The organism is Arsenicicoccus sp. oral taxon 190, assembly GCF_001189535.1.
In the GTDB taxonomy this organism is placed as follows: domain Bacteria; phylum Actinomycetota; class Actinomycetes; order Actinomycetales; family Dermatophilaceae; genus Arsenicicoccus.
Map to the genome: position 1 here is coordinate 2156043 of NZ_CP012070.1, position 13421 is coordinate 2169463.

Below are 13421 nucleotides of genomic sequence, written 5' to 3' on the forward strand. Positions count from 1 at the left end.
GGAGCATGGCGGTCATGTACGTCCCCGCCCACTTCGCCATGACCGACGACCAGGTGCGCGGGCTGCTGCGCACCTGCGAGCTCGGGGAGCTGGTCACCCACGACGACGAGGGGCTGCACGCCACCCCGCTGCCCTGGCTCTACGACGAGCAGGCCGGGCCGCTCGGGACCCTGGTCGCCCACGTCGCCCGCACCAACCCACAGTGGCGGCACGCGGGCTCGAGCGAGGTGCTGGTGCTGCTGCGTGGTCCCGACCACTACGTCAGCCCGGGCTGGCTGCCGTCCAAGGCGGAGCACGGCCGCGTCGTCCCGACGTGGGACTACGTCACGGTGCACGCCTACGGGCCGCTGCTGGCCGTCGACGAGCCGGAGCCGGTGCGGGACGCCGTGACCCGGCTGACCGCCCGGCACGAGTCCGGGCGGTCGCAGCCGTGGACCCCCGACGAGGCCCCGGCCCCGTGGCTGGAGGGGCAGCTGCGCGCCATCGTGCGGGTGGAGGTGCCGATCACCCGGTGGGTCGCCAAGGCCAAGATGTCGCAGAACAAGGCGGCCGCCGACGTCGAGGCGGAGATCACGCAGCTGCGCCGGGCCGGGATGACGGGGGCGGCGGCATACAAGCAGGTCGTCTCCCTGCCGGCAGCCCGGCGCCGGGAGCAGCTGCTGGCCGACGTGGGCCGGAGGCGCCGCGCGGGCGACTAGAGTTGGCGCGTGCATCGATGGAACGCCCTGTCTCAGATCCCCCCGGACCTCGGCCCGACCGTCGTCACCCTGGGCAACTTCGACGGCGTCCACCGCGGGCACAAGGCGGTGCTGCAGCGCGTCCTGGAGCTGGCGGCCGATCGCCGGGCCACCACCGTGGCCGTGACCTTCGACCCGCACCCGGTGGCGGTGCTGCACCCGGAGCGGGCGCCGGTCCCGGTCACCTCGCTGGAGCACCGGCTCGACCTGATCGAGCAGGTGGGCATCGACGCGGTGCTGGTGCAGGAGTTCACCCACGAGCTGGCGCAGATGTCGCCGGAGGACTACGTCCAGGCCGTCTTCGTCGACGCGCTGCACGCGTGCGCCGTCGTGGTGGGGGAGGACACGAGGTTCGGCCACAAGAATTCCGGTGACGCGGCGACGCTGCGTGCGCTGGGGGAGCAGCACGGCTTCGAGGTCGTGACGCTCAGCGACATCGGGGACGGGCAGCGGTGGTCCTCCAGCATGGTGCGTCAGCGCGTGCTGGACGGCGACGTCGCGGGCGCCGCGGCGGTCCTCGGGCGGCCCCACCGGGTCGTCGGCCGGGTCGTCCACGGCGACCACCGCGGCCGGGAGCTGGGCTATCCCACGGCCAACCTCAGCCAGGACGCCTACGGCCTCGTCCCCGAGGACGGCGTGTATGCCGGCTGGCTGCTGCGGCTGGACCTGGACACCGAGACGGTCGACCGGCTGCTGCCGGCGGCGATCTCGGTGGGCACCAACCCGACCTTCGAGGGGACGCAGCGGCGGGTCGAGGCCTACGTGCTGGACCGCACGGACCTGGACCTCTACGGCGAGCAGGTCGCCGTCGAGTTCGTCGAGCGGCTGCGCCCGACCCTGAGGTTCAGCTCCGTCGACGAGCTGCTCGCGGTCATGGCCGACGACGTGGCCCGCTGCCGTGAGGTGCTCTCCTCCTTCGTGCCCAGCTGAGCCCGGCTCCCCGGGTCGCCTACCTACTCGTGAGTAGGTAGGGTTGGGCACATGGCCCTGACGGACAAGCTGCCCGCCTCGTTGACCGCGCGCGTGCCGCGCACCTACGCCGACCTCGCCGGGTTCCTCGGCTCCGCGGAGGCGATGCGCCGGTTCATGAACCTCTGGCCGCCCTTCCTGTGCTCCAGCATCCACATCACGGCCATCGACGCCGACTTCCGGCACGTCCGGGTGCGGCTGCGCAAGCACCGGCTGACCGCCAACTACGTGGGGACGCAGTATGGCGGGTCGCTCTACTCCATGACCGACCCCTTCTGGATGCTGATGGTGCTCCGCAACCTCGGCCCGGGCTACGTGGTGTGGGACAAGGCCGCGGAGATCGAGTTCGTCTCGCCCGGCCGCACCGAGGTGTCGACCGAGTTCCGGCTCACGGAGGAGCACCTCGCGCAGATCCGTCGCGAGACGGCCGACGGTGGCAAGTGCCTGGTGTGGTTCGACAACGAGGTGGTGGCCACGGACGGGTCGGTCGTGGCCCGGGTCCGCAAGCAGGTCTACGTCCGCCGCAAGCCGGGCAGTGACCGTGACAGGCGGGGAGTGAGCACTGGCCGGTGACCGGTGACCGGTGACCAGTGAACGCTGACCGGTGAGCCCTGACCGGATCGGTCAGCGCTGCAGCGCGGCCACGATCTGGCCGGCGATGAGCTGCTGACCGTCCTCGTCGGGGTGGTCCCCGTCGGGGGAGAGCAGCGGGGTCGCGTCCTTGGACCCGTCGCCGCGGAAGGACTGCCGCAGGTCGATCATGGTGGCGCCGGCGCGGGCGCTCGACCCGCGGATCGCGTCGTTGATCGCCAGCGTGGTGCGCTCGAACCACGCGTAGGAGGCTTGGTCCTCGGTGCTGTGGGCGACCTGGCCGTCGAGCCCGACGTTCCAGTAGCTGGTGGTGAGGACGCAGGCCCCGGGGCGCTGCTGCAGCGCCTTGATCTGGGCGAGCGTGCTGTCCAGGCTGCTGCTCACGCGGCGGGTGACCGCGGCGACGCACGCGTCGGCGCAGTCCTGGCCCGGGTCGTCACCGACGTCCTCGAAGGCGTCGTTGGCGCCAGCGGTGATGACGACGACGTCGGCGGTGCGGATCGCCTCGCGCGTGGCCGCGTCGTGCTGCACCTGGTCGGCGAGCTGGACGGCGGTGAGGCCGTCCTGGGCGAGGTTGGTGCTGCTGACGTCCACGCCCGGACGGGACAGCTGCTGCGCCACGAGCGCGCCGTAGTCCGGGCCGCTCTGACCCTCGCCCGCGGCCACCGAGTCACCGAGGACCACGATGTGGCGCACGGGCGCGACCGGCTGGACGACCGGGACGACAGGACGGACCGCCGCCGCGGCGACGCGGGCGGCGCTCGGGTGGGGGAGGGCACCAGCATGGTGCAACGCAGGCATGATCACGACCGCGGCGGTCGCCATGCCTGCGCCGGCGAGGAGGGGGACCTTGGGGCGCATCCCCACCAGGATAGGGGGTTGTGGGCCCAGATGGTGAGCAACCGGTCACCCTGCGTCGGACAACCTCAGGCGTCGCGGTCGCCGGGGGTCGGTGCGCCCCCTGCGGAGCCCTTCGGGCTGGCCGGCCGTCCGACCTCCGGGGTCAGGGGATCAGCGGGCTGGGCGGGATCAGCCGGGCCGAGGGCGTCGACGGTCAGGTCGATGGCGTCGCGATCCTCCAGGTCGGCCGGCTCCAGGGTGCGCAGCTGCTCCAGCGAGGGCTCGTCCTCATCGCGCAACCGCCACGCGTGACGGCCGATCGCGGCCTCGAGCATGTTGCGGGCGAACCGCCCGTTGCCGAACGCCGGCCCCCGCGGCGTCGCGGCCAGGATCTCCCGGAACCGCTCGATCGCCCCGTCGGACAGGTCGTAGTCGTTCTTGGCCGCGAGCTCCCGCAGGATCCCGACGAGCTCGTCGTCGGTGTAGTCCTCGAACTCGATGACCGTGCTGAACCTGCTCTGCAGGCCCGGGTTGGTGTCGATGAAGTCGGCCATCGGCTCCGGGTAGCCCGCCACGATGACCACGAGGTCGCCGCGGTGGTCCTCCATCTCCTTGACGAGGGTGTCGACCGCCTCCTTGCCGTACTGGTCCCCGCCCAGCGAGTAGGCCTCGTCGATGAACAGCACCCCGCCGAGCGCGCTCGCGACGACCTCGGCCGTCTTGGTCGCCGTCTGGCCGAGGTATCCGGCCACCAGCTCGGAGCGGTCCACCTCGACCAGCTGCCCCTGGCTCAGCAGCCCCAGCGCACGGTAGATCCCGCCGACGAGCCGCGCCACGGTCGTCTTGCCGGTCCCGGGGTTGCCCGTGAAGACCAGGTGCCGCGTCAGCGTCGCGGTGCGCAGCCCGGCCTTGTCCCGCTTGGCCTCCATCTGCAGCACCGCGACCTGTCGGTGCACCTCCCGCTTGACCCGAGCCAGCCCGACCAGGGCGTCGAGCTCGGCGAGCAGCTCGTCCACCGACTTGTCCGGCTCCCTGGGCGTCGACGGCTGCGCCTCACCAGCCCGTATGCCGGGTCCCTCCGGGACCGGCCCGGCCACCCCGCCCGGCGCCGCCCCGGGGCCGGGCTGGGGCCCACCAGGCTGCGGGAGGTCGTGCTGCGGCCCGCTCTGCTCCGACCCGCCGGGCGGCGACGGCCACGTCGGTGCCGGGGGTGCGGTCGGGGACGGGTCGGTGCCACCGGGGCTGCGCAGCCCCGGCAGCCCCGGCAGGCCAGGCAGACTCGGCAGCCCGCGCAGCGCCTGCAGCGTCGCCTCCTCCAGGGACCGCAGCTGCTCCCGGAGGGCGTCGCTCGTAGTCCCCGGCGCCCGGCCCACGCCCACGCCCGAGGCGGGGGTGGGGGACGTGGTCGGGGCTGGGGGAGCGGCGGGGGCGGTCGGCATACGGCCCCCGGGCACGTTCGCGCCGGCCGCCGCCAGCTGCGCCTGCCCGGTCGTCGTGGCGCGCCCGACCGCGCCGGCGTCGGCGCCGGCCACCGTGCAGGCGGCGGCTGCGACCTCCGCGAGCGCGTGGGCGTAGGCGGCGGCGTGCGCGGAGGCGTCCCGCGTCAGCTGGTCGAGCAGCGGGGTGGGGCTGCTGGCGTAGCGCCGGCCACGCGGCGCCAGGTCGAAGAACTCGGCGGTGGACCGCCCGAGCGCCTCCGCCCACGCCGCGTGGACCTGGCTCGGGGCCGCAGTCTGCAGCACGGCGGCCGACAGCGCCAGCCCCTCGTCGCGCACGCGCCCCTCGTCGAGCCCGGCGCCCCGGCCGGCCGCGACGAGGGACTCCAGGGCCGTGCTCAGCGACGTCGCGGTCACTGGCCCAGCTCGAGCGAGCCCGCGGCGCGGCGCTCGTCGGTCCGGCGCACGCGCTGGAGGTAGTCCTGCGACTTGGCGACCTCGCCCTCGAGCGTGCCGATGGTGGTGGCCATGGAGTCCAGGGCCTCGGTGCGGAAGGTGTCGATCGCGTCCATGGTCGCGTAGATGTTCTGGAACGCCGCCTGCAGCTGGGGCAGGCCGATGGTGGCCGAGGCCGCCTGGCGCTGGATCTCCACGGAGTTGTCCCGCAGCAGCTCGGAGGTCCGCTCGATCATCGTGGAGGTGGTCTGGTTGAGGGCGGTGATCTGCTCCAGGACGAGCTTCTGGTTGTTGAGGGCCTGGGCGACGATCACCGCGGTGCGCAGGGCGGACACGGTGGTCGTCGACGCGCGGTCGACGCCCTTGATGAGCTCGATGTTGTTCTTGATCACGATGTCGATGGCCAGGTAGTTCTGGATCGACACGGCCAGCTGGGTGAGCAGGTCCTGGTGCTTCTGTCGGACGTAGAACAGGACGTCCTCGCGCAGCGCCTTGGCCTTGTCGGGGTCGCTGACGTCGAGCTGGGCGATCTGCGCGGACACCTTGGCGTCGAGCCGCTCGGCGACGTAGATGTACTGGTTGAGCATGCCCATGGTGGTCCAGAGCTGCTGCTTCTCCTGGTTGAGCGCGGCGTTGTCCTGCTGCAGCTCGGCCTGGCCGTTCTTCAGCGCCTGCAGGATGCCGTCCAGGTGCCCCTGGGCCGACTCGTACTTGCGGAAGTAGTCGGTGACCTTGTCGCCCAGCGGGATCATGCCGAGGAGCTTCTTGGAGCCGCGGGCCTGGCTCGGGTCGAGGTCCTCGACCGTGCGGCGCAGGTCCAGCAGCGTCTTGCCGACCCCCGACTCCTTGGACAGCCCGCCCTCCTGCAGCGCCTTGACCGGGGTCTTGAGCAGCCGGTTGGAGGTCTCGGCCGCCTTGCGGATCTCCACGTCGCCCATGGTGCGCACGTCGGTGGCCTTGGCCTCGAACTCCGGGCTCTTGGGCTGCGCGCTCGTCAGCGCCTGCAGGTAGTCCTCCACCTTGGCGTCCAGCCCGGGCATCGCCTCCTGCGGCACCGCCGGCGCCATCGCGGGGGCCTGGGTGGCCTGGACCGGGGCCGGCGCGGGCGGCGCCTCCAGGCGCAGCGCCGGCTGCTCGGCGGCAGCGGTGGCAGGAGGGGGCGTGAGCGGCTCGGTCATCAGGTCTCCTCGGCTGGTGCGTGACGTGTGCGTGCCAGGCGGTCGTACAACGACCCCCCGCGCGTCCTGGCTCCACCTTGGCACGAACCACCGACAGACGTCGCGAAGCGGGGGAGCTGGTTCGCCGATGAGGGGTCTGTCGGTGGCGTCTCTTACCCTGGAAGGCATGACCGTGACCCAGATCGCACCGGCCGTCGCGCGCCGCGGGGCGCCCGGCACCAGCTACTACGAGGCGCTCGAGCCGCTGCTGGAGCACGTCAGCAAGCCGATCCAGTACGTCGGCGGCGAGCTCAACTCCCAGGTCAAGGACTGGCACTGCGGTGGCCACGGGCCGGGCGGGGAGGAGCTGACGGTCCGGTGGGCGCTCATGTACCCCGACGCCTACGAGGTCGGTGTCCCCAACCAGGGGATGATGATCCTCTACGAGGTCCTCAACGAGCAGCCCCACGCGCTCGCGGAGCGCACCTACTCGGTCTGGCGGGACATGGAGGAGCAGCTGCGCGCGGCGGGCATCCCCCAGCTCACCGTCGACGGCCACCGGGCGGTCCGCGACTTCGACCTCTTCGGCATCTCGTTCTCCACCGAGCTGGGCTACACCAACCTGCTGGCGGCGCTGGACCTCGCCGGCATCCCGCTGCACGCCGCCGACCGCGGCGAGGACGACCCCATCGTCGTGATGGGGGGCCACGCGTCCTTCAACCCCGAGCCGATGGCCGACTTCGTCGACTGCGCCATCGTCGGCGACGGCGAGGAGGCGGTGCTGGCGGCGACCGAGCTGGTGCGGGCCTGGAAGGCTGCCGGTCGCCCGGGCGGGCGGTCCGGCATACTCCTGCAGCTCGCCCGGACCGGTGGCGTCTACGTCCCGAGCCTGTATGCCGTCTCCTACCGCCCCGACGGCCGGATCGAGGCGGTCACGCCCACGGCCCCCGGGGTGCCCGATCGCGTCTCCAAGCACACGGTCATGGACCTCGACGCCTGGCCCTACCCCAAGCAGCCGCTGGTCCCGCTCGCCGAGTCGGTGCACGAGCGGATGTCCGTCGAGATCTTCCGAGGGTGCACCCGCGGCTGCCGGTTCTGCCAGGCCGGGATGATCACCCGGCCGGTGCGGGAGCGGTCCATCACCGGCATCGGCGAGATGGTCGAGCGCGGCCTGGCCGCCACGGGTTTCGAGGAGGTCGGGCTGCTGTCGCTGTCGTCGGCCGACCACACCGAGATCGGGGACATCACCCGCGGCCTGGCGGACCGCTACGAGGGGACCCAGACCGGCCTGTCGCTGCCGTCGACCCGCGTGGACGCCTTCAACATCGACCTGGCCAACGAGCTCACCCGCAACGGCCGGCGCTCCGGGCTGACCTTCGCCCCCGAGGGCGGCTCCGAGCGGATCCGCAGGGTCATCAACAAGATGGTGACCGAGGAGGACCTCATCAAGACCGTCGCCGCGGCCTATGGGGCGGGGTGGCGGCAGGTCAAGCTCTACTTCATGTGCGGGCTGCCGACCGAGACCGACGAGGACGTCCTGCAGATCGCCGAGCTCGCCAAGCGCGTGATCGAGACCGGGCGCGAGGTCAGCGGGCGCAAGGACATCCGGTGCACCGTGTCCATCGGCGGTTTCGTGCCCAAGGCGCACACGCCCTTCCAGTGGGCCGGTCAGCTGTCGCCGGAGGGCATCGACGCGCGCCTCGCCAAGCTGCGTGACGCGATCCGCTCGGACAAGCGCTACGGCTCCTCCATCGGCTTCCGCTACCACGACGGCGAGCCCGGCCAGGTCGAGGGCCTGCTCTCGCGCGGCGACCGGCGCGTGGGCGCCGTCATCGAGGCCGTCTACCGCGACGGCGGCCGGATGGACGGGTGGAGCGAGCACTTCTCCTACGAGCGGTGGATGCGCTGCGCCGGCACGGCCCTCGAGGGGACCGGCGTCGACGTCGCGTGGTACACCCAGCGCGAGCGCGACGAGGACGAGGTGCTGCCCTGGGACCACATCGACTCCGGCCTGGACAAGCAGTGGCTGTGGGACGACTGGCAGGACGCGCTCAACCTCACCGAGGTCGACGACTGCCGGTGGACCCCCTGCTTCGACTGCGGGGTCTGCCCCTCCATGGGCACCACGATCGAGACCGGGCCGACGGGCCGCACCCTGCTGCCCCTGTCGGTCGCCAACCCGGGCACGTCCGCGCTGCGGGCGGCCTCGGCCGGGGCGGCTCCCGCCTCCGGGGCGGGGGGCGCGGGGATGCGGGTCTCGACCGACGACGGCTCGGACGACTGAGGCGCCGCGGCAGCCGGCATACGGCCTCTAGGCTCGACGGGTGAGCACCGTCTGCCGCCTGCACCCGCGCCGCGACCCCGCGGACCTCGACGTCCTCGTCGAGCTGAGGGCGGCGTGGGCGGCCGATCGCGGGCGCGAGGGTGACCTGGCCGAGCTGCGGCGGCAGATCATCGACTGGCTCACCGCGGAGGGGGAGTCGCGGCGGATCTGGGCGGCGTCCGACGACGACGAGCCGGTCGGCATGGTGTCGCTTCTCGTCTACAGCCGTATGCCGGACCTCGGCCGCCCCCAGGGCAGGTGGGGCTACGTCGCGCAGCTGTACGTCCGGCCGCACGCGAGGCGCCGGGGGGTGGCGACGGCGTTGATGGCGGCGCTGACGGAGCATGCGCGTGACGCCGGGCTGGACCGGCTCGTGCTGCACCCCAGCGAGCAGTCGGTGCCGTTCTACGCCTCGCTCGGCTACCGCCCGGCGCAGGAGCTGATGCTCCTCCCGCTGCTCTGACGGGGTCTGCCTCAGGAGGGGGTGCGGGAGCCGAGCCAGGCGCCGATGCGCGGCGCCAGGGCGGGCACCAGGCGCGCGATGGCGTCGGCGCCGCGCGCGTCCCGGCCGATGAGCACCCGCCCACGGCCCCGGGCGACGCCGTCCAGGATCGCGGTGGCGGCGTCCTCGGCCGTCGTGATCAGCACCTTGCCCTCGTAGTCGCGCAGCGCGCGTTCCTACTCGTCCGCGAGAGGGCGGCCGGTCTAACGGGCGTGCGCGAGGGCGGCCCCGATGATGTTGGTGCGGACGCCCCCGGGGTGGACGACCGTCACCCGCACGGGCGCGCGGGCCGCGATCATCTCGCAGCGGATGCTCTCGGTGAACCCGCGCACCGCGAACTTCGAGGTGCAGTAGCCCGCGAGGCTCGTCAGCGCGAGGTCGCCGTTGAGGCTGGACAGGTTGATCAGGTGGCCGGCGCCGGACGCGACCAGGTGGGGGAGGAACTCCTTGGTGCCGTGGATGACGCCCCACAGGTTGATGTCGATGGCGCGCTCCAGGTCCTCGTAGAAGCTCTAGAGCAGGGTGGTGCCGCCGGTGGTCACGCCGGCGTTGTTGTAGAGCTGGTGCACCTCGCCGTAGTGGCCGCTGACGTCCTGGGCGAGCCGCCGGACGGCGTCCCGGTCGCGCACGTCGACGCGGTGCGCCACCGCCTCGACGCCCAGCGCCTCCACCTGCTGCCGGACCCGGTCCAGGCCGTCCTGGTCCACGTCGGCGAGGGCCAGGCGGCAGCCGCGGCGGGCCAGGCCGAGGGAGAGCTCCTGGCCGATGCCGGACGCCGCTCCGGTGACGACGGCGACCTTGCCTCGGGTGCGGGTCATGGGCGGGACTCCTCGTGGTGCGTGGTGGGGTCGTGGCGGGGGAGCGCGAGGGGCAGGGCGCGGGCGCCCGGCAGCGACGCCAGGCTAGCGCCGTCCACCAGGATCTTGGCCCCGCGCACCCCGCCGCCCACCACCACCGGGCCGGCCGCGACCACCGCGTCATCCACGAGGATCACCCAGTCCTCGGGCAGCCCGATCGGGGTGATGCCGCCCTGGATCATGCCCGTCAGGGCCTCCGCCTCGTCCTGCGCGGCGAAGGACACCTTGCGCACCCCGAGCTCCTTGCGCACGACCTTGTTGATGTCGGCGCGGTCCGTCGCGAGCACCATCACCGCGGCGTGCACCACCGTCTCTCCGCGGCGGCCCGCGACGACCACGCAGTTGGCCGAGGCGTCGGGCGCGACGGCATACGTCTCGCAGAAGGTCGCGGTGTCCGCCAGGTGCGGGTCGATCGGGGCCACCCGCGCGCCGGGCACGAGCGGCGCGGCCGCGGCGACGGGCGGCGCCACCAGGTCGCCGTGGTCGGTCAGCGGGAGCCAGGTCAGGTTTCCTTCGGCGCTGGGCATGGGCCGACGGTAGCCGTCCCACCGACCGGGTCCGCCCTCCCGTCTCGGCCCGTGATCGGCCAGGATGGCCGTATGACGACCGCCGCATCCCTGACCACCGACCTGGTGCACGAGCTGGAGCGTGCCGGGGTCCGCGACGTGCGGGGGGACGACCTGACGCGCAGCCTGTACTCCACGGACGCGTCGCTCTACCGGGTGCTGCCGCGGGTCGTGGTGATGCCGCACGACGCGGCCGAGGTGGCGGCGGTGCTGGACGTGTGCCGGCGCACCGGGGTGCCGCTCACCAGCCGCGGCGCCGGGACGAGCTGTGCCGGCAACGCCGTCGGGCCCGGGGTGGTGCTCGACTTCTCGCGCCACATGGGGCGGGTGCTCTCGGTCGACCCGGCGGCCCGCACCGCCGTGGTGGAGGCGGGCACCGTCCACGCGACGCTGCAGCGGGCGGTGCGGGGGCACGGGGTCCGCTTCGGGCCGGACCCGTCGAGCCACACCCGCGCCACCGTCGGCGGGATGATCGGCAACAACGCGTGCGGCAACCGGGCGCTGGGCTACGGCCGCACCTCCGACAACATCGCCGGCATGGTGGCGCTCACGGCGGCGGGGGACGAGCTGCGCCTCACGACCGGGGTGGGCGGGGGCGCCCCCACGGTGAGCGGGGCGCCCGGACCGGTCGAGGCGGTGCGGGCCCTCACGCAGTCCCACCTGGCGACCATCCGCACCGAGCTGGGCAGGTTCGGCCGGCAGGTGTCGGGCTACGCCTGCGAGCACCTCCTCCCCGAGCGGGGCTTCGACCTGGGGCGCGCCCTCGTCGGCTCCGAGGGGACCCTCGCGGTGGTCACCGAGGCGACCGTGACCCTCCTGAGCGACCCGGCGGTCACCTCGCTGCTCGTCCTGGGGTTCGACGACATCTACGCCGCAGGCGACGTCGCCCCGCTCATGAAGCAGCTCGGCGCGGTCGCCTCCGAGGGGATCGACCGGCGGATCATCGACGTGGTCCGGGCGCGGCTCGGGGACGCCGCCGTGCCGGACCTGCCCGAGGGCGACGCGTGGCTCTTCGTCGAGCCCGTGGGGGAGACGGTCGAGGAGGTCCGCGAGCGCACGCAGGCGCTGATCGACGCGGTCGACGCCCGCTCGCACCGCGTGGTCGACGACCCGGTCGAGGCGCGAGCGCTGTGGCGCATCCGGGAGGACGGCGCCGGGCTGTCGGGGCGCACCCCGCGAGACCGGCCCGGCTACGCCGGCTGGGAGGACGCGGCGGTGCCGCCGGAGTCCTTCGGCGCCTACCTGCGCGAGTTCGACCGGCTGCTGGAGCACCACGGCCTGACCGGCCTGCCCTACGGCCACTTCGGCGACGGCTGCCTGCACATCCGGATCGACTTCGACCTCGACCGCCCCGGGGGGACCGGGCGGTTCCGGGAGTTCCTGCTCGAGTCGGCGGACCTGGTGGGGCGCTTCGGCGGATCGGTGTCGGGGGAGCACGGCGACGGCCGGGCCCGGTCCGAGCTGCTGCCGCGGATCTACTCCGCGGCCGCGCTGGAACTCTTCGCCGGGGTCAAGTGCGCCCTGGACCCGGACAACCTGCTCAACCCGGGCGTCCTCGTGGACCCCGACCCGGCCGACGCCTACCTGCGCGTGCCGGCGGCGCAGCAGGTCTCGGGGCTGGCCTTCGGCTACCCCGCGGACCAGGGCGACTTCTCCCAGGCCGTGCACCGGTGCACCGGGGTCGGCAAGTGCCGCGCCGACCACGCGCCGGGCGCCGTGTCGGTGATGTGCCCGTCCTACCTCGCCACCCGGGAGGAGAAGGACTCCACGCGGGGGCGCGCGCGGGCCCTGCAGGAGATGCTGAGCCCTTTCTCCGCGATCAAGGACTGGCGCAGCCCGGAGCTGCACGAGGCGCTGGACCTGTGCCTGTCGTGCAAGGGGTGCGCCTCGGACTGCCCGACCGGCATCGACATGGCGACCTACAAGGCCGAGGTGCTGCACCAGACCTACCGCGGCCGGCTGCGCCCGCCGTCCCACTACGCCCTCGGCTGGCTCCCCGCCTGGTCCCGTATGGCGTCTCGCAGCCCCCGCCTGGCCAACGCCCTCATGGCGGCGCCCGGGGTCGCGCGGGTGGGGATGCGGGCCGCCGGGGTGGACCCGCGGCGCTCGCTGCCGCGGTTCGCCGAGCAGACCTTCCGGGGGTGGTTCGCCGAGCACGGCGTCGACGCGTCGGCGGACGGCTCGCCCGGCAAGCCCGTGGTGCTCTTCGTCGACAGCTTCGTCGAGCACTTCTCGCCGCAGGTGGGGATCGACGCCGTGACGGTCCTGCGCGCGGCCGGCTACACGCCGATCGTGACGGGTCGGCAGGTGTGCTGCGGCCTGACGTGGATCTCCACCGGGCAGCTCGACAGCGCCCGACGCATCCTGACCAAGGCGGTGCGTGAGCTGGATCCCTATGTCGTGCAAGGCATCCCGATCGTCGGTCTGGAGCCGAGCTGCACGGCGGCGCTGCGCCACGACGCCGTCGACCTGCTGCAGACCGACGCCGCCCGGCGGGTCGCGGGCGGCGTCGTGACCCTCGCGGAGCTGCTCGCCGCCGACGAGACCTGGACGCCGCCGGACCTCACCGGGGTCGAGGTGGTGGCGCAGCCGCACTGCCACCACGCGTCGATCCTCGGCTGGTCGGCGGACGCCCAGCTGCTCGACCGCGCGGGTGCCGACGTGACCCGTCTCGGGGGATGCTGCGGCCTGGCCGGCAACTTCGGGGTCGAGCAGGGCCACTACGAGGTCTCGGTGGCTGTCGCCGAGCAGCAGCTCCTGCCCGCCATACGGTCGATGTCCCCGGGAGCGGTGCTGCTGGCCGACGGCTTCTCGTGCCGGACGCAGGCGGACGACCTCGCGGACCAGGAGGGCGTGCACCTCGCCACCCTCCTCGCGACCTACCTGCGGTAGCGGGATCGACCGGCCGTCCTTCACCAGGCTGATCCTTCGGCCCCCGGCGGGTCTGTGCCCTGCGGTGACGCACCTGCCCGTAGCGGTCACGTCCG

At 73.5% G+C, this 13421-nt stretch carries 11 protein-coding genes and 1 pseudogene; 6 read left to right on the plus strand and 6 right to left on the minus strand.

Features of this window, described 5'->3' with window-relative positions; translation table 11 throughout:
* Positions 1-14: 14 nt before the first annotated feature.
* The 3 genes from ADJ73_RS10060 to ADJ73_RS10070 are packed head-to-tail and all read left to right on the plus strand — an operon-like array spanning position 15 to position 2279.
* Positions 15-698, plus strand: coding sequence for an FMN-binding negative transcriptional regulator (locus ADJ73_RS10060; protein ID WP_050349375.1), 684 nt, complete (start codon positions 15-17; stop codon positions 696-698).
* Between the two features lie 9 nt (positions 699-707).
* Positions 708-1667, plus strand: coding sequence for a bifunctional riboflavin kinase/FAD synthetase (locus ADJ73_RS10065; RefSeq protein ID WP_050348158.1), 960 nt, complete (start codon positions 708-710; stop codon positions 1665-1667).
* Between the two features lie 51 nt (positions 1668-1718).
* A complete protein-coding gene (locus tag ADJ73_RS10070) occupies positions 1719-2279 on the plus strand; it encodes a DUF4442 domain-containing protein (protein WP_216593623.1) in 561 nt (186 codons plus the stop codon).
* Between the two features lie 51 nt (positions 2280-2330).
* On the opposite strand, the gene ADJ73_RS10075 is transcribed toward ADJ73_RS10070, so the two are convergent.
* From ADJ73_RS10075 to ADJ73_RS10085, 3 genes are all read right to left on the minus strand, one after another.
* Positions 2331-3158 carry an SGNH/GDSL hydrolase family protein gene (locus tag ADJ73_RS10075; RefSeq protein WP_050348159.1) on the minus strand — a complete coding sequence of 276 codons (828 nt, stop codon included), beginning with the start codon at positions 3156-3158 and terminating at the stop codon, positions 2331-2333.
* 65 nt (positions 3159-3223) lie between these two features.
* A complete protein-coding gene (locus ADJ73_RS16670) occupies positions 3224-4990 on the minus strand; it encodes an AAA family ATPase (RefSeq protein WP_253272537.1) in 1767 nt (588 codons plus the stop codon).
* Positions 4987-6207 carry a toxic anion resistance protein gene (locus ADJ73_RS10085; protein WP_050348160.1) on the minus strand — a complete coding sequence of 407 codons (1221 nt, stop codon included), beginning with the start codon at positions 6205-6207 and terminating at the stop codon, positions 4987-4989. Before ADJ73_RS10085 ends, ADJ73_RS16670 begins: the two co-directional genes overlap by 4 nt.
* Positions 6208-6373: 166 nt before the next feature.
* Here ADJ73_RS10085 and ADJ73_RS10090 point away from each other — a divergent pair, with 166 nt between their 5' ends.
* Entirely contained in the window at positions 6374-8470 is a 2097-nt protein-coding gene (locus ADJ73_RS10090; protein WP_082176903.1) for a TIGR03960 family B12-binding radical SAM protein, read from the plus strand.
* A gap of 40 nt (positions 8471-8510) precedes the next feature.
* Positions 8511-8972: a GNAT family N-acetyltransferase gene (locus ADJ73_RS10095; protein ID WP_050348161.1), complete on the plus strand. Its 462-nt coding sequence runs from the start codon at positions 8511-8513 to the stop codon at positions 8970-8972.
* 11 nt (positions 8973-8983) lie between these two features.
* On the opposite strand, the gene ADJ73_RS17310 is transcribed toward ADJ73_RS10095, so the two are convergent.
* The 3 genes and pseudogenes from ADJ73_RS17310 to ADJ73_RS10105 form a co-directional block, all read right to left on the minus strand.
* Positions 8984-9157: a hypothetical protein gene (locus ADJ73_RS17310; RefSeq protein WP_216593624.1), complete on the minus strand. Its 174-nt coding sequence runs from the start codon at positions 9155-9157 to the stop codon at positions 8984-8986.
* A 57-nt stretch (positions 9158-9214) separates the two neighbouring features.
* Positions 9215-9829: pseudogene (locus ADJ73_RS17560) on the minus strand (SDR family NAD(P)-dependent oxidoreductase).
* Complete coding sequence (locus ADJ73_RS10105; protein WP_050348162.1) at positions 9826-10395, minus strand: YbaK/EbsC family protein; 570 nt, start codon at positions 10393-10395, stop codon at positions 9826-9828. The pseudogene ADJ73_RS17560 and the gene ADJ73_RS10105 overlap by 4 nt, the downstream one beginning before the upstream one ends.
* 72 nt (positions 10396-10467) lie before the next feature.
* Here ADJ73_RS10105 and ADJ73_RS10110 point away from each other — a divergent pair, with 72 nt between their 5' ends.
* Entirely contained in the window at positions 10468-13326 is a 2859-nt protein-coding gene (locus ADJ73_RS10110; RefSeq protein WP_050348163.1) for an FAD-binding and (Fe-S)-binding domain-containing protein, read from the plus strand.
* Positions 13327-13421: the final 95 nt, after the last annotated feature.